Origin of the sequence: Coprococcus sp. AF16-5 (genome assembly GCF_003479365.1) — a bacterium.
In the GTDB taxonomy this organism is placed as follows: Bacteria; Bacillota; Clostridia; order Lachnospirales; family Lachnospiraceae; genus Coprococcus; species Coprococcus aceti.
Window position 1 is genome coordinate 339,502 of the sequence record NZ_QUGZ01000002.1, and the last position, 23,556, is coordinate 363,057.

Here is a 23,556-nt window from a genome sequence, read left to right on the forward strand (position 1 = left end):
TTCTGTGTGAATAACCATTATCCTTCCTCTGTAAATTTACACAAATACTTATAAAATGTAAACATTTTTTATTATCTCTTTATATTATGTAAGCAATGTGAAATGGCACGTTAACGCCTGATACGCCACATTGCCGGCACTAAAAATCAGCTTCACCATCGAAACTGAGGCCAAGTTTTCCAAGTATGGACTTTGGAACATAAGCCTCTATAAATATGCCATCGTCCAGATATTCCTCTGTCTGGATCTCACCATATTTGTGGATAAGTCCTGTGAGTCCTGCTTCAGAATATGCAAATGTATGCCTTATATATGACTTCTGATTTCTGAGTATTTCCTCTATCGCACTGGCAAGCTCCGGGAGTCCCTGTCCCGTGGCAGCCGAGATATACAGAGTCTTGTCCGCTCTCAGATCGCGCACACCCACCAGGTCATCCTTCGATATTCTGTCTATCTTGTTGAATACAGTTATCACAGGTTTTCCCGAATTCTCATCTATCTTGAGCTGCTTTAATGTGCTGTACACCGTCTCTATGTTCTTATCCCAGTTTTCATCCGATGCGTCCACAACATGAAGGATGACATCACAGTATTTTGCCTCCTCCAGAGTGGAGCCAAAGGCCTCGACCAGATGATGCGGCAGCTTCCTTATAAAACCGACCGTATCGGTGAGCAGTATGTTCTGTCCCCCCGGCAGCTTGTATCCTCTTGTCGTAGGATCAAGGGTCGCAAATAATTTGTCTTCCTGTAATACTCCTGCCCCCGTGAGTGCATTCAGCAGGGTCGATTTGCCCGCATTTGTGTATCCGACTATGCCCACAACCGGCACAGCGCTCCTCTGTCTCTGCTTTCTCTGCTGGCTTCTCTGGGATTCAACGTTCCTGAGCTCCGCCTTCAGTCTGGAGATCCTGTCCCTTATGACTCGTCTGTCTATCTCCAGCTTCTTCTCTCCCGGTCCTCTCGTTCCGATTCCACCGCCAAGTCTCGACAATGAATCTCTCATACCAACGAGTCTGGTGGCTCTGAACTTAAGCTGTGCAAGTTCCACCTGCAGCTTGCCCTCGTAGCTTCCAGCATGTGCTGCAAATATATCGAGAATGACCATTGTCCTGTCCATAACCTTTATGTCCAGTGCGTCCTGAAGGTTCATCAACTGTGCCGGTGACAGCTCGTCATCACAGCACACTCCTGTGGCGCCCAGCTCATATATCATCTCCCTGAGCTCCTCAACCTTTCCTCTTCCCAGATACAAGTCATTTGCAATGCGGTCCCTGTTCTGCACCAGCCGTCCCACGACCTCGGCTCCGGCTGTGTCTATGAGCTCCGTGAGCTCGTCCAGGGATGCCTGGATCTCCAAGGAGACCTCTTTCTGTGTATATCCACCTGTATCGGCGGCAAATATGATTATCTTTTCTTTTATCTTCTCTGCTTCGAGATCATAAATTGTACTTTTCCTGTCTGCCATGATCCACCTCTACTTTTCAACGGTGACTGTGACTGTGTGATAGGATGATCTGTTGCCGCTGCTGTCCTGCGCACAGCACACAACTGTATAGCTGCCCGCCTTGGACTCCATTTTGTTAACAGCCACACATATAACGTCCTGTCCAAGACTTGTGAGTGCCTGTCCATCCAGAGTCTTGCCATTGCCATCTGTGGCCACTCCTGTCCTTATCAGTGTATCACCATCCTGTGCGTTCACATAAGATGCAACAAGATCTGCAAGCTCATCAGCCTGTCCATTGTAACTCTCCAGCTTTATCTCCACAGGAACCCTTGTTATAACGGGAGCTTCATCATCCTCCACTGTTATCTCGATACTCTTACATATCTCACTGCCCTGATCTGTAAAGCTGTACTTTACTGTATATTTTCCCAGCTTCATATTGTCCACGGTTCCCTCAACCTTCAACTGATCCGTTACATCCTCACGCTGTGAATTGAAGGCCCATATTCCCGCCATTGTGTCATAGTTCTCGCCCTGGTTTATGCTGTGGCTCTCCGCACCGTATATCACGGCTGTTCCTGCGGTCGGATTCTCCTCAACCATGTCTGTCGGATCCCATCCGGTCTCATCAGTGTTATCCAGTCTGGTCACCGGCACAGGTCTTCCCAGCGGGCCATAATAGTCACTGTCAAATATATCAACATATGTTCCAGACTCGCAGTTCTCATATATCCATTTGGTATCTGCAACGCACAGTCTGACGCATCCCAGTGATGCCCCGGTTCCAAGCTTGTTGAATTCCCATGTCTCAAGCGAATCCTTTGTGGTGTCCAGATAAGGCACGGAATGGAACAGGGTGTCGCCATCTATCTGTGACACATACTGGCCATAACAGTTGTCAAACAGTGCAAGCCAGTCCCACTTGAGCTGTATGTTGAACAGTCCGACAGGAGTCTCTCCCACCGGTGATACCGAACAGCGCATTGCCTTTACCGGAACAGTGTAATATCCAGCAGCGTCCAGCTTGTATATAGTAACTATATTTTCCTGTCTGTTTATCTTGATGGCGTATGGACAGCCATTGTCCGCCAGATCCTCGCCATTATAATTCTCTTCCTGCTCAGTCGCCGGAACCGCTATGTCCGTACATTCCACAGTTCCCTGAACCTTGAGTTCCGCAACCTTTTCTGTTGTTGCTGCTGAGGCATCGCCATTCGTATTATCACTGTCCGCCGATGTTCCTGTGGCAACCGAGTCCTTTTCATTATGATTATCCAGTTTGCTCTTAAGTCTATAGTTTTTCACAGCAAGGCCTATGACCAGTCCAAGCAGAATGACTCCCACTGCGTATAACGCAATTCTCTCGAGCTCCGCATGTCTCTTCTTGTTACGCTTATTTTTTTGTCTGTTATTCTTTTCCATATTTTCCATTTCTTTCTATAAATATATGTCAAATGTTAGTATGCACAATCAAGCCATTTTTAATCGTTACACTTTAACATAACATTTTATATAACAAAATAAAACATTTTTCTTTAAAATTAATCAAAAACCACATTGACTTTATCGCGAACTGTTGTACAATCGAATATCAGGCGAAAAAAATTAAGGAGGTTTATTATATATGAAAGATCTGACAGTCGGAAAGCCAATGAAAGTCATATGGTTATTTGCTGTTCCTATGATACTGGGACAGATCGCACAGCAGTTATACAGTTTTACAGACTCAGCCATCGTGGGCAACTACGTAAGCTCACAGGCACTCGCCGCGGTTGGCGCAACCTCAGTCATTTCGAATATGATAATAGGCTTCCTCAACAGCGGAACCATGGGACTTGCCATCCCTATAGCCAAATACTATGGTGCAAAGGACTATCACAATATGAGAAGATGTATCGGTGCATCGGCCATCATGACACTGCTGGCATCCATTGTCCTGACCGTTCTGAGTCTAATATTTATAAGGCCTATCCTGGTACTTCTCAAAACACCAGACGACATATTGGATATGGCAGCAAGCTACGTTATAATCATAATCGTTGGAATCATATTCTGTTCATTATATAATCTGTGCGCCAACATACTGCGTGCAGTCGGAGACAGCAAGACGCCTCTTATATTCCTCGGTATATCAGTTGTACTCAATATCGTTCTGGATCTTATGTTTATAAGGGCATTTGACATGGGAGTACGGGGTGCAGCCATCGCCACCGATATATCACAGGCGCTGGCGGGCATACTTGCCTTGATCTATATACTTGTGAAGGCAAAGCATCTGATTCCGGAGAAGGATGAATACTCCGTAGAGAAGAGTGACCGGTCAGACCTCATACAGTCCGCACTTGCCATGGGATTTATGAGCTGTATAGTGAACATCGGAACGGTCATACTCCAGAGAGCCATCAATGGACTCGGAACTGATATAGTAACCGCCCACACAGCGGCAAGAAAGATATTTGATATCCTCATGTTCATGTTATATATAGTAGGAAATGCCGTGACGACATATGTAAGCCAGAATATGGGCGCAGGCAGGTACGACCGGGTACATCAGGGTGTGAGGGCTGCGATCATCATAAACACGATCATAACCACTGTCATGATAATATTCGGCTGGCTGCTCAGCCCGGCACTTATAAAGCTGGTTGCAGGTACATCTGCCAGTGCCATCATAGATCCGGCCGTGAGATATGTAAGGATCGGCGTGACGTGCTTCTATGTACTTGGTCCTCTGTTCGTCCTGAGATGTGCAATGCAGGGAATGGGCAGGAAGATCGTTCCGGTCATGTCATCCACTATAGAGCTGATCGGCAAGGTACTTGCGGTTATGATCCTCACTCCAAGACTTGGATATCTCGGAGTTACCATCACAGAGCCTATCATCTGGTTCTGCTGTACACTGATGCTCTCCATAATGTATCTCACAACCCCTGTGGAGAAGCTTGTTGAGAAGAGACGTGCTGCAAACTGATATTGCATACAAATATAAACCAACAAATAAAGCCCCACTGCCGGTGGTCTTCATCAACGCCGACAGCGGGGCTCTTTGTATGGCTAAAATGAGTATTACTTCTTATCCTTTTTGATAACGATATAGCCTGCACCAGCCATGATAAGTGATGCTATCATTATCGCAAACATTACGTCTACAGGTGACTTATCTCCTGTATTTACCACGTTCTGTCCATTTCCACCTGTGCTTCCATCCGTTGTTGCTGCTGTGGTAGCCTCAGTTGTCTTGTCGTCATTGCCAGGCTTCTCAGTTGTTGGAGCCTCGGTAGTCTGATCCTCTGTGGTTGGATTCTCTGTGGTTGGAGCCTCTGTTGTTGGATTGGCCTTACCCGGATCTGCCTCATCCTTCTTAACCAGTGACTTATCTGTTATGATAAGTCCATTCTTGTCCACTGGATTCTTCTTGAGCATATCATCTGTGAGCTTCACTGCCTGGATTCCATCAAAGTAGATAGTTGAGTCAACTGTCCACTTGCCAGTGTGATCCTCCGGCACGATCGAGTTGCACCATACAGCAAATTTGACTATATCCGATGCATCGAGTGTACCACCCTTCTTACCCTTGAATGAGCTGAATGGAATAGTAACATACTGTGCCTTTGTTCCCTTTACGAAATCTGTGAGGTATACCTCAAATTCCTCGCCGCTTCCATCTGTGATCTGGATCACAAGTTTCTGTCCCATACCGTCCGGCTGTACCCACATCTCAAGCGCATTATACTTTGAGAAATCATTGTTTGTAAGCTCTGACTTAATCCTTCCTGTCCACACCTCTGATCCATTTGTCTCAAGCTTATACTTGAACGCACCGCCGTATGTGCCACCGTTCTTATGAGTCTTGTCAAGAACAAAGCTTGAGCTGCATCCTGCGGCTGAGTTAGATGTGTATGTGGAATCCAGAAGTCCGTCGCTTCCTGAATAGTACTCGAAGTCCTCGATGACATTTGCAGGAGCCTTATCCTTGGCCTTTCCAAGGCTTATGTGTGACAGCTGTGCGAGCTGCTCGCCATCTGCCAAGAGTGTGATGGTTGCTGTATCTGTCTTTCCAAGCTTGCTGAGATTTTTCTCTGTAAGATCAGCCGTGTAAAGTGTTGGCTCTGATCCTGCAGCGGCAATCTCGGCTCCAGCCTCAGCGTTGAGTGTAAGCTTAACACCTGTATCAGGATTGTTGATAATGAACTGAACCTTTGATGCATTCTTAACACCAGCCTTGAGTGTTGTCGCCTTGAGGATGGTATCTCTGTCAAATGGATATACCATGTAACCCATCTGGCCCGTGTATGTATTTGCAGATACTCCTGCAAGGGTTCCCATGTTACTGTAGAATCCTGTATCGCCACCAAATATTGATGAGTCGTCGTTGTAGTACTTTATGAAGTCATTTATAAGTTCCTGTCCATGTGTGTCGTCATACTTATATGGAACGTAGAAGTTGGTATCTCCGAAGTTGGCCCATACGAGGTAGTATGGCATGTTGTTCTTCTTCGCAATGTCGTTGACTTCCTGATACCAGTTCTTTCCTGAAGCCTCTGTTCCAACCGGATTACCCTTTACGAGAAGTCCCTCGTTGTCTGAACCGTCCTTCTTCATGACTCTGACACCGCACTCAGCGATGGCTGGTATCTTGCCTCTCTTTGCAGCTATTGATGACACGATATTACATGTTGTATCAAGACTGTCAAAGAAAGAGTTGTCTGCTGCTGCAGGGTACGAATTGTAATCGTTGTAATAGTCAAATGCAAGGATATCTACATACTCATCGCCTGGATAGTATGACACGTAAGCTGCCTCTGATGTGACAGGTCCGTTTGGCGAGTATACCCAGAGAAGGTTGTGTACACCGCTCTGCTCCATGTAATCCTTGGTATATCTGTAGAGAGACTTGTATGTCTCAGCTGTGTTCATTGATCCCCACCAGAACCAGCTTCCTGTATTCTCGTGGAATGGTCTGATCATGATAGGTATTCCGGCAGCCTGAAGCTGTGATGCGTAGTCTGCGATCACATCAAGGTAAGCTGTAAATACCTCATTGTACTCTCCACCTGGGAGAATCTGCTTTACTATGTCATTTGACAGATCCTTGGACTCTGAGAAATCACATCCGTAGAAACTGTATGTTCCATCCGAGTTATTCACTATCTTGGAGCTGGAGAAGTTTGGCATATGCATTGACAATGACACGATCGCACCATTTGCCGCTGCAGTCTTGCTGTATGCCACTGAGTTTGCCAGTGCCGAAGCCGCGTCTGAACCGCCTGCCTCCGAGCCTGTAACTGCCAGTGAGTCGATTCCGAACACACCGCTGACCTGTCCAGTCACATCATATACATCACCGAGTGACGCCTGTGGATTTACGCTTCTGCTCACATCATTCTGATGTCCGAACAGAACCTGATCACTATTCATGAGCGTATTCAGGTATGCCGCAAGTGCCTTTGCACTGTCTGCTGCATTCGCATCGCTCACTCTAACTGATGATGGCATCTGTGAAAGATCCGCTGGTGAACCAGCACCAGGAGTCTCTGTTATCTCGACAAAATCCTTTGTTGTATCTGCCTGTGACAGAACAAGATTATCAAGATATACATTTCCCTTAAAGCTTGTGCTGCTTCCTATGATTCCTATTGTCACATCTCTGAGTGGTTTATCTGTAGGAGTAAATCCCATAGTAACTGTAACCTTCTTTAATCCATCTCCGATATCCTCTGCATCATCGTCGATGGTTGTATCTTTATTTATTATTCCATCTGCAAAAAACTTGATCTTGCTTCCCTTGAGCTTTGCCGGGTAGATTATATCCACACTGAGCTGGTTGTACTGGCTCACATCCATAGCCTCTGTAGGAACACACTTAACCTTTGCCTCACTCCATGAGGAAGTTGAATCTGCTGAGTAGTCAACAGAAACCTTAAGTCTCTCATTTGCACTGTCATATGATATGTCAGGTGTGGCATTACCGGCCTTGTTGGCTGCATCGCCGTGCTTGTATGCATATCCGGCCTCTGTGCTCCACTTGTCATAATCCTCAGCCGATGAGAGATCTGAGATCACAGCAGGATCTCTCTGCTCAAGTCCGCCGCTGCTCTCCTTAACATCAAGTACCTTAACGTTGCTTATTGTGATCTTGCCAGCATATGCTGAGTTGGAATTGTACTGGAATACGATCTCCTGTACATTTCCCACCTCTGATACATCAAATGCAAATGATATATCGCACTTGCCATCGACAAAGTTCTCAGCCTTGATGAACGGATAGTCGCCTGACTTGGCGTAATCCCAGCTGTCGCCTGTCTTCATGGCACATGCAAGCTGGATCGCATTGTATGATCCGTCTGATGCCTCAGCGCCGTCAAGGCCTGATATATCGCCATCAAGTGAAACTGTAGCTGTAAGCTTTGCCTTTGCTCCAACTTTGACATTGTCTACTGTAGGAAGATCTGTATAGCTTTCTGTATCATTGCTGGCAAATGCCTTGTCTGTCCACTTTGCATCGCTCGCTGTGTCAAATACAAGGCTTGCATCTGCGAAGTTTCCAGCCTCTGTCTCAGTTGTAGTCGGCTTCTTGCCACTCTCTACCTTGTCAACTGCAACGCCGCCGATGAGAACCTTTCCTGTAAATGCTGAGTTTGCATTGTACTGGAATACGATCTCCTGAACATCGCCTGCATCCACTCCGTTAAAGTTGAACTCTACGCTGCACTTGCCATCTGTAAAGTTCTCACTCTTTAAGAATGGATAGTCATCTGACTTGACATATGTCCAGCTGTCGCCTGCCTTGATAGCGCAAGCAAGCTGGATCGCATTATATGATCCGTCTGACGCCTCAGCACCGTCAAGGCCTGATATATCGCCATCAAGTGAAACCGTAGCTGTGAGTTTCACCTTTTCACCTACAGTTGCACCCTCTATTCTCGCCATATCAGCATATGTATCGCTGTCATTGCTGGCGTACGCCTTATCCTTCCATGTCGTATCTGAAGCAGCGTCAAATGTGAGAACTGCATCTGAACTGCTCCATACTGTATTGTCTGTGATCGAAGGTGCTGCCACACCTGTCACATTTCCTGTTGCTGATGATCCGCCACCTGGCTCTTCTCCACCACCAGGCTCCTCTCCTGAATCATCACTCTGAATCTCTACATCAGATATTGATATTGTTCCAGTATATGCAGAGTTTGAATTGTACTGGAATATTATCTCGTTCGCAGCTCCTGTATCCTCCACATCAAATGCAAATGATACCTGTGTCTTGCCATCTGTAAAATTTTCCGCTTTAAGGAATGGATAATCATCAGACTTGGTGTATGTCCATCCATCGCCAGTCTTGATTGCACAGGAAAGCTGGATCGCATTATACGTTCCGTCAGCAGCCTCCGCACCATCCAATCCTAAAAAATCCCCATTAAGTGTTACATTTGCCGTGAGCACAGCCTTTTTACCCACAGACACATCATCGATCCTGCCTAACTCTGGGTATGTACCTTCATCATTGCTGGCATAAATTTTATCTGTCCACTTGGCATCTGCGCCAGTGTCAAATACCAGTTTGTCTGTAGTGATGCTCCACGCCATTTCCGCAGACGGATCTGCTGCATCAGCTGAGACTATTGCCCCTGCACTTCCCCAGAATGAGCCAACCATTGCAACTGCACATGTCACAGCAACAAGTCTTGTTCTAAATCTCACCATATTTCCTTACCCTTTCTTTTTTGTGATATTCCTCCACTTTACTCACCACGAACAGCCTAATTCGTGATTAATATTTATACATATACTTATATTAACTCATTTTTTAATTGTTGAACATGTCATTAATTACCGAATATTTAAGTTGTTTTTTATTGCTTTTGCACGCCATATTAGTCAATAATTTAAGTTATTTGCAATTAATATTAGTTTCTTGTTACCGCACGGATTGTTACAGCTCGCAGAGCGGGCAATCAGTGGTTTAACACACGTTGTAATTAATACATAAAAAAGCCAGCTGGCATAATACCAACTGGCTTTATATTAGTTTATTCATTTTTCAAATATTGAAGTATCTAATCAAAATATCTGAATGCTTCCACACATGCCATTGATTCTTCCACTATATTATAAATATCTATGAAAAAATTCGTTGTGCCTAGAGATTAAACTTACCGGAATATAAACTATCAGGGTACGAATTGCATCTACTCATAACATGCACTGCATGAACTTGTATATGTACCAACCTCTTATAAGCACTGGTCTTGCGGTATGTGATATGACCTGATGCCCTTGAAACACCACTCATATCTTGTGTTTTGAACAATCACGATGGATCAAATCTGGTATCAAATACCTGCGTCCTGGCACTTCAATCATGCTATATACAGCATCTACATGTGGACTGATTCAAGATTTATCTTAAAGGCATCTCGTGTGGAAACAACTTCCCAGTTCTGAGTTACCATCATGATAAAAATGTTCTTCAATTGTCTCCAACGGAACCTCCTCCTTTCGTGAACTTGTACCACGGATCTCTGTTTCCTGCGCACCATGTGTAAAGTCTTTTTCACGATTCTATAAATCTCTGAGATAACTTCGTACATGTTACGTGTCACGGGTGACAATCTATGGTGTGCCATCTGTATCTTTTTCAAATGGCCGTTCTTTAATGTACCTTTATTATACATGATGCAAGGCAAATCGTCAACATATTTTTTGACAATTTATCAATTTTATTGTCATTGTTGTTGCGTTTTATTATCAAATTGTCTTTTATGTATATAATTGTGTGAATATTATACACATTTTATCTGTCCATCTTCTATCCTTACGATACGATCGGCCTGATCTGCTATATTTCCATCGTGAGTAACCATAATTATAGTCTGTCCATCTTCACTCTGCAGTTCTCTAAGCAGTCTCAGGACTTCTTTTCCTGATTGAGAGTCCAGATTTCCGGTAGGTTCATCGCAGAGCAACACTTTTGGTTTGTGTATGAGCGCTCTGGCTATCGCAACCCTCTGCTGCTGTCCACCGGACAACTGTGACGGATAATGTGTCAGTCTCTCTGAAATTCCAAGTTTTTCAGTAAGCTTATCAAAGTACTCCTCATCTACCTTAACCTTATCTATCATCATTGGCAGGAATATATTTTCCTTTGCTGTCAGCTCTGGCACCAGATTGAAGAACTGGAATACGAAACCTATATTTTTTCTGCGGAATTTTGCAAGCTGTGCATCTGAATATCTGAGTATATCTTCATCATCATAGAATATCTCTCCTTCTGCCTTTGTATCCAGTCCGCCCATCAGATGCAGCAATGTTGACTTTCCACTGCCTGATGTTCCTATAATCGCCGTAAATTTTCCATACTCAAATTCCACGTTACAGTTGCGAAGTGCATGAACAGCATTTGTTCCTTCACCATACGTCTTATTTAAATCCTTTATCTGAATCATATGCATCGTCCCCCTTACTCTTTTTCAGCCAGATCATCAATTATCTCTTCCGATTTCTTCTTATGAATGACCAGCACCGTAATAATCGTCGAAATCACAACAAGGAATGTTCCTATCAGTACCAACGCTCTTCCCATAGGGACAACAAATATCTCGCTGTCGAACAGAAATACATGCTGGAGTCTCGTTACCTCTTTTATAACATCTGCATCGACGTTCCATAAATCTGTCTCCGGCCAGTTGAACATGTTTAGCGCCTGTTCGTACTTGTAGCGCAAAAGCCATCTCATGCCATACACCATACCGGCTCCGACAGCACATGATACCAGGGCATTTCTTATGTTATGCCATATAAACGTCATGTTCCATGAGTGCTTCTCCATTCCAAGAGCCCGCATGATCGCCACGTTCCGCCTGCCATTCTGGTAACGCATGGTGACAAGTTCCCAATATCCCCATGCCGCCATGATAAGAAGAATAAAGAACAGACATATTGTGCTCGCATACTGTGATATATATGCCTCACGATACTCCTTATCACACTCATCTATCGTTCGTATCCTGAGTTCCATTGAAGAGTCCAATATGTCAGCAAACCTGGATACAACTCTATCAATATCTCCCCTGTTGCTTAGAGATATATATGTAACGTCATAACATGTCTTAAACATCCCAATACTGACTGCTGTGTCCTGTGAGGCCACTATTGCATATCCATACTGTGAAGCTCTGCCAAGACCTGCATACAATATCGGATCGCTCTCCTTTGTGGTCTCCGGAATCACAATTATCGCATCCACGATTTCAACAGTCTCCTTGTATTCGCCTTTTCCGTTCACTGTCATTGTATGCATTACATCGCCTATCTTATATGGCGACTCCGCGGTCATTCCGTCATATTCATATTCAACACACGCCACACCATTTTTATGGGTACCTATTGACCCCTCTTTTACATATTTATCCAGCTTTCTCATTCCGTTATCATCCAGCCATATCGCTGGAACATTGAAATAAAATCTATCGTCTGCATGATAGAATTCTTCTGTATCTTCAGGAAACTGGACCTCCGCCTGCCACAATCCATCCGGAATATCCTCGTCATTTCTATCATAAAATATATCAAAGCCATCGTTTGTGGAGAAACTCTCTATTGACTTTACTTCGTTCATATCCGCAATGCTCTTGCGCCCATCCTCAGTAAGTCCTGTATCTGTAAGCAATACTCCACCAGTAATCCCCGACCCCTGATCATAAAGGCATATATCTACATCACTGGTTTCCATATCCAATTGTCCATATGTATAATATGTGTCTCTGTCCAGATCATCATTGTGAAAATATCCTTTTCCCTTGCCGTCCATAGAGCAGAATGCGTAGCACATCACCGCCGCAAACAGGATCAGGGCAACAGACAACATCTGCATTGTATTTGCAAATGGAATACCGGAAACCACCGATTTGATTCTCCCGAATGATCTCACACGATCTCTTCTTATAAGTCTTCTTGATTTTATATGAAGGTATATATAAAAAAGTAAATATCCAAGAGTAAATGTACCTGTTGCACACACAACAGAGATTACAAATGGATTTTCTGTAATCTGCTGTACACACCACTCCACTGTATAACCGCGCAATTTAGGCAGCCTCAGAAAACGACTTTGAATCTCGAGTATGACCTCATATACAGTGATTCCAACGACTCCGCCGCATATCACTCCTGAAACCAGCAGGATTCCCCATTCCAATATATGTATCCAAGCCACTTTCATCCGGCTGGCTCCTATATCTCTCACGATATCCAGGGATTTCTGCCTCTCGCTCATAACAGTTATCATCACGCCAAACAGGGATATAGCCGACAAGATCACAGCAATAACACTGAAATATAGTATTCCCTGGACAGAGTCCGACAGATAACTTTCGCTGTTAAGCTTCTCGTTTCCAAGGGTAATGTTGCAGATATCTTCTGCAGCCGATCTGCTGCGGCCGGATCTTGGCCATATTCCAGTTTTGTCATAATAATCCTGCGCAAACTCTTCCATAGCGCTCTCCGACTGCTCTGTTATCTCGTCATCACCATACAGTGAGACAGCAGTATATACGAATGTATTCTCATCCAAATCACAGTCATCCCGCCACAGATATATAGTTGGCATCTGTACTTCCGAAAGGTCAGATCCCCAGTCTACTCTGTTCTCCTTAAGATCTCTTCTGCTGTCTGTACACAATACACCTGTGATAGTAAACGTAATCTGTCCCACATGTCTACCTGTTCTCAACAGATATGTATCATCCAAATCATAACTGTCAAATGTTACTTCCTTTCCAACATACGAGTCAGGATCAACAGTAAAAAACATATCCTCCAACACATAATCGTACACTGCTGCCTCCCCGGTTTTTTCAGGGAATCTTCCCGACGAAAGCTTTACATATTCAAGATCCTCTGCCGCATCGTCAATATATGTACCATATGTATACTGTGTTTTGTCATTTCCCAGCTTTCCACATATAGCCGTACGCCCGATCATGCTGACCCTTTTGTCTTCTGACATCTCCTCATAGGCATCACTGCCAAGATTGCTATACAGATAAAATGTCTTACTACTTCCCCGCAGCTTGTCATCATACTGCCGTCTACATTCTGTTCTCTCCATCAAAAGTGCAATCAACAGGAAAGCCGTTAATATCACTATCGAGGTAAGCATGCTCGCAAACTGCTTTTTATGATATCTCCAGTATTTTGTTATCAGAAATAAGTTTGTTTTCATATGTCCCCCCCGCTATACACAATTAGCCCCGTCAAATTATGACGGAGCTATATTTCTATATTTTTAGCACATTCTTTATAATATCAGCATCTTACTCTGAACGATCCTGCAGTCCTATTATTTGCACCAGTCGGTTCAGTATAAAAATAATATGTTTTTCCTTTGCTTACTCCAAAAGTTGTTGAAAGTGAAGTACCTGTGCTCCCTTCAGCAGGCGGATATATAATCTTTGCTATATTTCCACTGGAATCCTTTACTGTTATTTTCACTTTTCCTTTCGTTGAAGCATTATATATCAGTGTCATAGTTGTACCTGCCGTTGTTACATGTCCTACTTTAGTATAACTAGTGCAATCATAGTCATAATAATATGATGCAACCGCTCTTGCAACACTATTATTTTCTACAGCTAGCTCTTCTGCCATTGTGGTCTCGCTCTCCCCCGCAAGTGCACTCACCCCAGGCATACATGATATCGTCATTACCGCTGTCATCACGCATACAATCATTCTCTTAAACATCCTCATATGCATATCCTCCTTATTCTTAATTCATTTCTCCTAGGTTTCTACAGCTTTATCTTTGGTGGTTTTTTAGGCTGATGAAGAATACTTATACAAAATGGCACATCTGAATTATTCTTTTTTACTTCATTGTAAGTGATTCTTTCAACCATCTTTAATACTTTTCTCCTTATCGTCTCACTCACCCCGATTCACCTCCTGTCCTATTATTTTTGCCAAAACCATGAGAACCGCACATAATATAATTGCCAACATCATAGCCATAATATATTTTCTGTTCATATCCCCTAATACACTGCCACCAATTATTACTGAAGTTTCTACAATTAAAATTATCCTTGTCCATCTTTTTAATATTCTCAATTCACTTTCATCAAAACAAACATTTGGATGATTTACAGTTCCAATTATGAATATTACAAAAAATGCCATGAAAAACATAATACATATACCTTTATAAATACACTGTCCTTGTAACCTACTACAGATACATACTACTGCAATACATATTATCAGCGACAACAAATAGCACTGTGAGAAATTTTTTGCATGATAACCACCAGTCCGACTTCTTAACAGCTTAAAGAATCCTAAAAATATAAAACTGATAACCACATTTCCCATTCCTATGCTTATACACAGTAGAGACAATATTGTTACAATTCTTTCGATCAATGTTATGCAGGCATATATATAATGTTCTCTTAATTGTGCAGTAATTATTTTTTCTTTTTCCAATGTATCAACTATACTCTCTGCAAGTTTTGCAACCATATTGCGCCCCCATATTTGTAATATAGTAACGAAATTACCCAATAGCAATATGTCTTGCAGAAAATGACATTATCTTGCAGAAAACAACAAAATTGCCCGGGAAATTGTTTGATTAAGAATTTCTCAGGCAATTTATCATAATACAATTGAAAAATAAAACTTATTATCTTCACATCCAATCGTATATGTTCCATTATATTTATCTATTATACTTACAACATTTTTTATACCTACTCCATGTTCATCGAATATATCTCTTTTATTTGTGACAATCTCCTTTCCCCGGTATGATAAATATTTTTTATTGTATGAGTTCTCAACAGACAAAACTGTCTCATTATCCTCTACGGTGAATCTAAACATAATAATTTTTTTACTATCACATTTTTCACAGGCTTCAATTGCATTATTAAGTAAATTTGCCAACAATACTACCAAGTCTTCATTTTCTATATTGAGATTTTTTAAATCATTCACTTTAACTACAAATAAGATCCCTTTTTCAGTCGCTTCATTATATTTTTCATTAAGTATTGAATTTACAATAACATGATTCGTGTCTATACATATTTCGTCAGACCTAATTTTGTCTTTCATCTTATTTATATAATTTTCCAAATCAATATACTGATGGTTATCTACCAATGCCGAAATACATAAAATATGGTTTTTGAACTCATGTGAAATACGCTTCTGTCTCTGATAATTTTTTGATATCGAATCATACAGGTTCAATTGATTTTTTACTTGTATTTCAAGAACTTCTTTTTCGTGTTGCTCTATAGCGTTATCAATCACACTATTCAAAATTACATATACGATTAAATTCATTCCTATCATGCCAAATGCTATCATATAAGCAACCCCTATCTGTTTTGGACTATCTATATCAGAAAAAGCCGCTATCATTCCAGCTATAACCATAATAGTGAATATAGGAAATACAATAAACTTTAACCACTCTGAATCCCTAAGCATCTCTGTTTTTTTCCGATAAAAGAAACGCTTTATAAATAAGATAATCAGAAATAATACCATCTTGTCTATTACTATCAACAGCACCCCCTGCATCTCATATTTACTTTTTACATCTCCCGCTTGCGACAATATATGGGAATTTCCTACATAAACTACATAATCTATCCCCCACGCCATAGCCAAAAATAACATGGCTAAAATTACTGAACGCCATATACTTATTTGGTAAGTCAAAAACATTATTGTTGAGATACTTATTATTGCAACTATCAGTTTTATTATTTGGACAGATGATAGCAATAATCCACTGGCAAAAAAACATATTACCATAACAACAAATAGCGTAATTTTTTGCCATTCTTTTAATTTATCTCTTCTATATACAAAGCTCTGAAAAAATAAATTGCAACAAAACGTCTCAAATATAACAATAAATAAACTTCCAATATATTCAAACATCTACATTCTCCCCTTAAATGCAATATACTTTTCTTCCACCTCCCTATACCTTGCCCTTGGTATGGGTATCGACTCTCCTGTAAATAGTAAAACACTATACCTGGAAACCTTTTTGACAAACATTAAATTAACCAAAAAACTCTGATGAACCCTGATAAATCTATTTTCTTTAAATTCTTCTTCTAATTCATCAAGTCGTCCATACATGTTTTTTACGCCGCTTTCTCCACTTATGTGAAACTCCAATCTATGAAGACTACTCTCGACATATATTATCTTTTCAACCATTATTTCTAGCGAACCCTCTGTGAATATAAATCGTCTTATCTCCCTTGAAGTATTGATCTTTTTGTCAATTGCATCCATACATTCTTCAATAGCAAATTGAAAATTCTCATTGTTTTTTAATAAATATCTAACCGCTCCAACCTTATATCCATCAATTGAATAGTCTATATATGCTGTGATAAATACTATAAATATTTTTTCACTATATAATCTTATCCTTTGCGCAACATCAACTCCATTCATGCCCTTCATATTGATATCTAAAAATACAATTAAATAATTTACGATCTTCTCACCTAACTCACACAATTCCTCTCCCGTCGTATATATATCTATCTCGTATTCTATATTTTTTCTTTTCAAATAGTCCTCAAGTCTCCTGTATATTTCATTCCTAAAATATCTTTCATCATCGCAAATTGCTATCTTATACATTTGTGCCCCCTGGTATAGTTTATCTATTATGTTAATTTTATAACATTTGTCATATTTTGGGAATAAAAAAATAATAGGCAGACTGAAATCTCAGCCTACCTATTATTTCCCATATATTTATCTTTTACTGGTGGTAATAGCTCAGGAAATCAGCCAGCTTTGCTGTTGCTGCCTTGAGTATCTCCATATTCGGAAGATATACTATTCTGAAGTGATCCGGATCCTTCCAGTTAAATCCCGTTCCACATGTGACGAGGATGTGCTTATCCCTCAAAAGATCAAGAGCGAACTGTTCATCATTTGTGATGTTGAACTTCTCCTTGTCAAGTTTCGGGAATATGTAGAACGCTGCCTCCGGCTTAACCACACTTATTCCCGGTATATCACAGAGTGCTTTATAAATATACTCTCTCTGATCATAGATCCTTCCTCCAGGCAGAAGCAGCTCATCTGCACTCTGGTAGCCTCCAAGACAGGTCTGAACTATACTCTGAGCAGGAACATTCGAGCAAAGTCTCATGGATGACAGGAGGTTAAGTCCCTCTATGTATCCCTTCACATTGCTCTTGTTTCCACACAGACACATCCAGCCAACTCTGTAACCTGCAACTCGGTGAGACTTGCTCAGTCCGTTAAAGCTTATGGTGAAAAGGTCAGGTGCCAGTGAAGCCAGAGCCACATGCTCTTTATCATCCATGACAAGTCTGTCATATATCTCATCAGCAAAAAGGATAAGCTCATTCTCCCTTGCAACCTGAACTATCTGCTCAAGAACCTCCTTTGGATAGAGAGCTCCTGTAGGGTTGTTAGGGTTGATGACTACGATTCCTTTTGTTCTTGATGTTATCTTTTTCTTGATATCTTCTATATCCGGATACCAGTTGGACTGCTCATCACAAAGATAATGAACCGCTGTTCCTCCTGCCAGGTTAACAGAAGCCGTCCACAACGGATAGTCAGGCATCGGGACAAGTATCTCATCTCCCGAATCAAGCAGTCCCTGCATGGACATGGTGATAAGTTCGCTGACTCCATTTCCTGTATATATGTCATCGATTCCCACATTTGGAATATTCTTCAGCTGGCAATACTGCATGATCGCCTTTCTTGCAGAGAAAAGTCCCTTTGAATCCGAATATCCCTCGGTATCTCTGAGGTTATATGCCATATCCCTTACAACTTCATCAGGTGCCATAAGTCCGTGCGGTGCAGGATTTCCTATGTTCAGTTTGAGGACATTTACCCCTTCAGCCACCATTCTGTTTGCCTCGTCCATAACAGGACCTCTTATGTCGTAACACACATTGTCAAGCTTTGATGATTTTTCGAATTTTCTCATGATACACACTCCTTTATATCTCTTGATCCCTTGTTGTCTGTGTTTGCTGATTGTTGGTTTTAACTTGCGTTTTCTTCGAGATTACTCCGCATCTGCCGATGCCCGCGAGCAAGCTCGCGCATCGCAGCCGCTTGTCACCCTGAAAACGCAAAATAAAAGCCCTAAGCATACTTATAATATGCTTAGGGCGAACTTTCTTGTCCGTGTTACCACCTAAATTCAGGAACTTGTTCCTGCTCTCAGCCGACAGCCATCACTATCGTTGTTCCTATAACGTGGAACCTTCCGTTGACCACTACCCGGAAAACTTTCGCGGTCACAGCTCGGGGACTGCTTCCTTAAGGTGTCCTATAGGCTCGCACCAAACGCCTACTCTCTGAAGTGACAGTGACTTAAGTACTCCTTCCTGTCTTTGCCTTTATCTGATTTTTAGGATAGCATTCTGATGTCGTGTTGTCAAACAGTTTTTTTATTTCATAAATGCACACTCATCCTCGTTACAGAGTATTCCCTCTGGATTGTACATATTCATATGGAATATATGGCCGCTGTCAGGATTGTTCTGTCCATACGCTTTTGTGATATGTGCAACTCCAACTTTGTTCAGCACCTCATCCAACGCTTTTGTATGTGATGCCAGATCATCATTTACACTGTACATGAGATACGCCTCCGGAAACTCAGCATTTACATAATCAAGCTGATCCATAAACAGCTTGTACTGTTCCTCAGTCACTGCATATGCCTGGCTTATTTTCTTACTTTCACATTTTTCAGCTTTGTCGTGCGAACTTGTTTTTCCGTCACTATTCTGGTCATCATCCACATCATTTCTCAGATACCATGCGGATATATTGTCATTTCTCTCTGCCATCTTGTATGCACCACAGTTAAGGCATACCTTCTTAGGCAGTAGATCATATGTGAAGAAATCAAGCTTTGCCCTGTAATCGCTGTTTGATGCTATGATGCAATAATTTGCCGTGAGCTGTGCCCCCGCCGAATCACCGACCATGTAGAGATTGTCCATGTCTATTCCAAGTGTCTGCGCATTCTCATGGATATACCGAATGAGATACGCCACATCCTCTATGGCCGCAGGATATTTGTTCTGCGGTGACAATCTATAGTTAAAGTTCACCACCACGTACCCGTGCTCCGCAAGAAGGCAGCAATAGTGGCTGTACAGTTCCTTGTCACCATAGAACCAACCTCCGCCATGCACGCTCACTATCACCGGATATTTTCTGTTTTCATCTGTCATATACGATATTGGAACGCAGATATCCATGTAGCTGTTGGATGTATAGCTTGCAGAATCCACGTCTGCGGCATCCCCGGAATCGGCAAAGAATATAATGTTCCTCTCTACACCTTTGTCCCATGTTTCAATCAGCTCATTGAAACGGACCTCATCAAGCTCCTTTTTGTAATCCAGATTCTTTATCTGTACAACATTTGCCGGATATTCAAGCCCTCTGTCTCTCGCCGCATCACTTGCTTTCCAGGCGTGGCGCATATTTACCCATGCCGGAAGATTCTTCTCCACCGCACCGCGGCTGAATATCTCTGCTACGTTCTTCATCATTCTTTCTCTGTCCATAATTTCCTCCATTATTTTAATCTCTGTGCTGTATCCTGAAATAGTCCAGGTACTTTTTAAACTTATCCTGCGCAGTAAGGCAGGTATCCCGCAGATATCCTCTTTCTCTATTCCATTCTGAAAGTCCTCTATAGTAATACCATTTGAGATCTTCATCTATGATAAATGGAACTATATCATATTTCAGACACTCCTTGAACAATATCAGCCTGCCAACCCTGCCATTGCCATCTTGAAACGGATGAATACTTTCAAATTCATGGTGAAAATCCAGAATATCATCTAGTGTCTTTTCATTGAGCTTGCGGTATCTTGCAAGGAGATTTTTCATTTTCTCTGGAACTTCTTCCGGCAAAGCCGTATCATGACCGCCCACCTCATTCGGAACTTTCTTGTAATATCCCACCGCAAACCATTCTTTTCGTGAGTCCTGAGTTCCATTCTTGAGAATCAAATGCAGCTCCTTTATCATTTTCTCACTTAATAAGTTCTTTGCATCATCGATCACCAGATCTATACACCTGAAATGATTGGTCGTCTCGACTATATCGTCAACATTTATCGCCTGATCACTCACGCCTATAGTATTTGTCTCATATATATACCGTGTCTGATCATGACTGAGCCTGCTGCCCTCTATATGATTGGAATTGTAAGTTAGATCCACCTGTATCTGATGATAAATACCACCTTTAATTCCATTTTTTTTCTCTTCTCTCAGCACAGTCAGCAGATCCCGGTTCTCTTCTCCCGCAGATTGACGCATTGGTTTCTGCGCAGAATCCGGTATATTCCACGTCTTTCCCGTCAGAAAAGCCCCAGGAATCTTATCATGAGCGCAGTAATTTCTAACGGTTCGTTCTGACACATTCCATTTTTTTGCAGTCTCTGCAACTGAAATATAACCCATGAAAATCCCTCCTTTTACGCAATAGGCTTTTATCATCTGCACAGTGTTTTGTATATAGATAGTATATGCCGTTACCGGCAATAAATCAACTTTTTCAAGATTTGAAACCGTTCATTTCTTGCCGATAGCGGCATATCTTACATTACTCATATATAGGTTCAAAGTCGTCTGCTCCGTGTCCACACAGAGGACATACATAATCTGCCGGAAGCTCACTTCCCTCATATACATAGTTACATATCTTGCAGCGCCATCCCACTATCTTCTTATCTGTCTTAGGAGGCTTGTCTGCCTTTGGCTTTACATGCGCCTGATAATCAGCATATGTGAGAGGAGCCTTGTCTGACAGCATCTTTGCGTCTACCACCTCCGCGATGAACAACGTGTGTGTTCCAAGGTCATGACGCTCAACCACCCTGCCACTGATGACCGCGCAGGCATACCAGCCCATGTATGGGATTCCGTTGATATCCTCCGGCATCTTTATTCCTTCGAATTTGTCCACGTCTCTTCCCGACTGAAAACCGAAGTGCTTTATCGAGTCAAATGTACACTGCTCGTCAAGTACACTAAGGGCAAACACACCACTCTCCTTGAGCAGATCACATGTGTAATTCGTGTTGAGAACCGATATCGCAACCCGCGTTGGATTGTTCGCCACCTGTATACAGGTGTTGATGATGCAGCCATTTGCCTTGTCGCCCAGCTTTGTGGACAACATGAAAATCCCGTATGATAAACTGTAGATCGCCTTTTTATCCATGATAATAACCTCCTTGTCAATCATAATTAATCAGTTATATAGATTTATTCTCAATAAGATATTTCTATAATACCACATTATCATGCAAAAAGCTCCCCCTGTTTATCACAGGGAGAGCTTTTATTTAGTGAATAAATCTATCTCTCAACAGATATTATGTCATTTATGCCGTTGTCTGATTCCTGATAAAATACTTTTATTTTATCCCCGCTCTGTATAAATATCAGTTCCTCGTTCTCTGAGAAATCCTGCTTGTATACATTGCCATTTTCATCCGTGATATACACATATGTCGTCTCATCCATGTTGATATATTTGATATCAGCTACCGTGATCTGTCTGTTTGGTATATCGTCCGTCATGCTCTGCGTACTCTTAAGTCCGTTCTCTGCCAGCAGCTTGTTGTATGCCGCAAGTGCGTCCTTCTGGGTAGTGTCTGTAGCTACAATATTGTACTTCTCCACATCGACAAGCGCATACATCTTTACCAGGCCACCGTTGTCCTTTAAGACCATGATGTAGGTTGGTATTCCGCTGATATTGATGAGTGATGGGAAGGATGCCTTATAACCAAGATGCTGTACCTGCCCCTCTGCCGATGACATGGCTGAGTATTCCTCTGCACCTGCCACCTTATAATATTTGCTCTCTCCTGTCCGGAGATTCATCAGAGCAAATCCTATGTTGGACTCGTCACCATTTACCGATGTGACACCTGTATATACCCACACATCGCCGTCCATAACCTTGTAACCATAATCATCCGTAGTCCTCTTGCAGCCCTTATTGCCAAATACGCTGTTCCAGTAGCCGCCTGAGAGCTCGCCGTACCAGTCGTATTTCTGGCACACCAGGTCGCCATCATATACACGGTCCACCCAGTGTGGAACATCACTGACTTCATGGTACTCTGTATCGCCCGTACACGGATCGCATATAACCACGCCCTTTACATCCTTTGCACCGAAGAGTCCTGCATGCGACTCAAGAACCGGACAGATGTAATATGGATTGCCATCGTCATTGAGCTCCAGATAGAAACCTTCAAATATATATGTCGGATAAGCCATCTGGACATGTCTGTACAGGTTCTTGTTGAAATACGCTGAAGGTGAATACACTATAGGCTTTTCAGTCTGTATATAGTGTGCCTCATTCTTTACAGGATCCACAAGAACATAACCCGGGATTCCGTTCTTCCTGTTGTTCATATATTTGATGAATCCCGCATAGTTGAGTGCTGCAACCTTCATCGGCGCGCCATTGTAATCTATAGTGCTGTAATTGCCGCTGACCTCGTACTGGCTGACCACATCCGAGAGTGAACCGACGGCTCTCTCACCTATGATCCTCGCTGTGCTTGTATCCATCAGCGCAATGTCATTTATCTGCCTGCTCTCAGGGATATCTGTCTGAAAATCTCCATCCTCTATATTGATGAGGCTTGCGTACTTTGATGCACAAAACAGCTTGGATGACGCCGCCACCATAATGAGTCCGACCGCTATCATTATTACTACTATCCATGCTGCCGGTTTCGTCGCTTTCGTTGCGACACTTCTGGTATCATTACTCTCCACCGTGAAATCAAGCGTACAAAAGCCAACAAGCGCAACTGAAATAACCATCCATACCCAGAAACTTGTACTCTGTATGTTGATCGCCGGTGTTGCCGCATAATAGTATATAAGCTCTCCCACAACAAGCACTGCAAATGCTATCACATTCCATTTGCCGAGCCTTCCTGGGGGCTTTGCAAATATCTCCTTTGCCGCTCCTGTGCTTTTCTTTTTCTTTGTCTGTTTACCCATGTTGC

16 protein-coding genes and 1 other annotated feature are annotated in these 23,556 nt (G+C 42.3%); of the genes, 1 reads left to right on the forward strand and 15 read right to left on the reverse strand.

Annotated elements, in window-relative coordinates; genetic code table 11:
- Window positions 1-139: 139 nt before the first annotated feature.
- Both hflX and DWW70_RS06480 read right to left on the reverse strand, forming a co-directional pair.
- On the reverse strand, window positions 140-1,465 hold the full coding sequence (hflX, locus tag DWW70_RS06475; RefSeq protein ID WP_118649490.1) for a GTPase HflX: 1,326 nt from the start codon (window positions 1,463-1,465) through the stop codon (window positions 140-142).
- A gap of 9 nt (window positions 1,466-1,474) precedes the next feature.
- Window positions 1,475-2,869 carry a L,D-transpeptidase family protein gene (locus tag DWW70_RS06480; RefSeq protein ID WP_118649491.1) on the reverse strand — a complete coding sequence of 465 codons (1,395 nt, stop codon included), beginning with the start codon at window positions 2,867-2,869 and terminating at the stop codon, window positions 1,475-1,477.
- A gap of 202 nt (window positions 2,870-3,071) precedes the next feature.
- On the opposite strand from DWW70_RS06480, the gene DWW70_RS06485 reads away from it, so the two are divergent.
- Complete coding sequence (locus tag DWW70_RS06485; protein ID WP_015534375.1) at window positions 3,072-4,418, forward strand: MATE family efflux transporter; 1,347 nt, start codon at window positions 3,072-3,074, stop codon at window positions 4,416-4,418.
- Window positions 4,419-4,513: 95 nt separating this feature from the next.
- On the opposite strand, the gene DWW70_RS06490 is transcribed toward DWW70_RS06485, so the two are convergent.
- From DWW70_RS06490 to DWW70_RS06550, 13 genes are all read right to left on the reverse strand, one after another.
- Entirely contained in the window at window positions 4,514-9,148 is a 4,635-nt protein-coding gene (locus DWW70_RS06490) for a glycosyl hydrolase (RefSeq protein WP_118649492.1), read from the reverse strand.
- A 1,079-nt stretch (window positions 9,149-10,227) separates the two neighbouring features.
- The gene (locus DWW70_RS06495; protein ID WP_055271992.1) at window positions 10,228-10,896 is read right to left on the reverse strand and encodes an ABC transporter ATP-binding protein; all 669 of its coding nucleotides are present in this window, start codon (window positions 10,894-10,896) and stop codon (window positions 10,228-10,230) included.
- 8 nt (window positions 10,897-10,904) lie between these two features.
- Window positions 10,905-13,667: an FtsX-like permease family protein gene (locus tag DWW70_RS06500; RefSeq protein WP_118649493.1), complete on the reverse strand. Its 2,763-nt coding sequence runs from the start codon at window positions 13,665-13,667 to the stop codon at window positions 10,905-10,907.
- A gap of 83 nt (window positions 13,668-13,750) precedes the next feature.
- Window positions 13,751-14,194 (reverse strand): hypothetical protein, encoded by a 444-nt coding sequence (locus tag DWW70_RS06505; protein ID WP_055271994.1) that lies wholly within the window; start codon window positions 14,192-14,194, stop codon window positions 13,751-13,753.
- Window positions 14,195-14,235: 41 nt separating this feature from the next.
- Entirely contained in the window at window positions 14,236-14,376 is a 141-nt protein-coding gene (locus DWW70_RS06510; RefSeq protein ID WP_118649494.1) for a cyclic lactone autoinducer peptide, read from the reverse strand.
- The gene (locus DWW70_RS06515; RefSeq protein WP_118649495.1) at window positions 14,369-14,965 is read right to left on the reverse strand and encodes an accessory gene regulator B family protein; all 597 of its coding nucleotides are present in this window, start codon (window positions 14,963-14,965) and stop codon (window positions 14,369-14,371) included. Before DWW70_RS06515 ends, DWW70_RS06510 begins: the two co-directional genes overlap by 8 nt.
- Before the next feature lie 135 nt (window positions 14,966-15,100).
- The gene (locus tag DWW70_RS06520) at window positions 15,101-16,402 is read right to left on the reverse strand and encodes a GHKL domain-containing protein (RefSeq protein ID WP_118649496.1); all 1,302 of its coding nucleotides are present in this window, start codon (window positions 16,400-16,402) and stop codon (window positions 15,101-15,103) included.
- Window positions 16,403-17,125, reverse strand: a complete 723-nt coding sequence (locus DWW70_RS06525; RefSeq protein WP_118649497.1) for a LytR/AlgR family response regulator transcription factor — start codon at window positions 17,123-17,125, stop codon at window positions 16,403-16,405.
- A gap of 124 nt (window positions 17,126-17,249) precedes the next feature.
- Window positions 17,250-18,464 carry an aminotransferase class I/II-fold pyridoxal phosphate-dependent enzyme gene (locus DWW70_RS06530; protein ID WP_055146066.1) on the reverse strand — a complete coding sequence of 405 codons (1,215 nt, stop codon included), beginning with the start codon at window positions 18,462-18,464 and terminating at the stop codon, window positions 17,250-17,252.
- Window positions 18,465-18,644: 180 nt separating this feature from the next.
- Window positions 18,645-18,886: a binding site (T-box leader), on the reverse strand.
- Between the two features lie 47 nt (window positions 18,887-18,933).
- Window positions 18,934-20,067, reverse strand: coding sequence for an alpha/beta hydrolase (locus DWW70_RS06535; RefSeq protein ID WP_022217427.1), 1,134 nt, complete (start codon window positions 20,065-20,067; stop codon window positions 18,934-18,936).
- Between the two features lie 16 nt (window positions 20,068-20,083).
- On the reverse strand, window positions 20,084-20,977 hold the full coding sequence (locus DWW70_RS06540) for a Fic family protein (protein WP_118649498.1): 894 nt from the start codon (window positions 20,975-20,977) through the stop codon (window positions 20,084-20,086).
- Window positions 20,978-21,119: 142 nt separating this feature from the next.
- A complete protein-coding gene (locus tag DWW70_RS06545; RefSeq protein WP_015534383.1) occupies window positions 21,120-21,740 on the reverse strand; it encodes a flavin reductase in 621 nt (206 codons plus the stop codon).
- 137 nt (window positions 21,741-21,877) lie between these two features.
- Window positions 21,878-23,551, reverse strand: a complete 1,674-nt coding sequence (locus tag DWW70_RS06550; protein WP_118649499.1) for a hypothetical protein — start codon at window positions 23,549-23,551, stop codon at window positions 21,878-21,880.
- Window positions 23,552-23,556 lie beyond the last annotated feature (5 nt).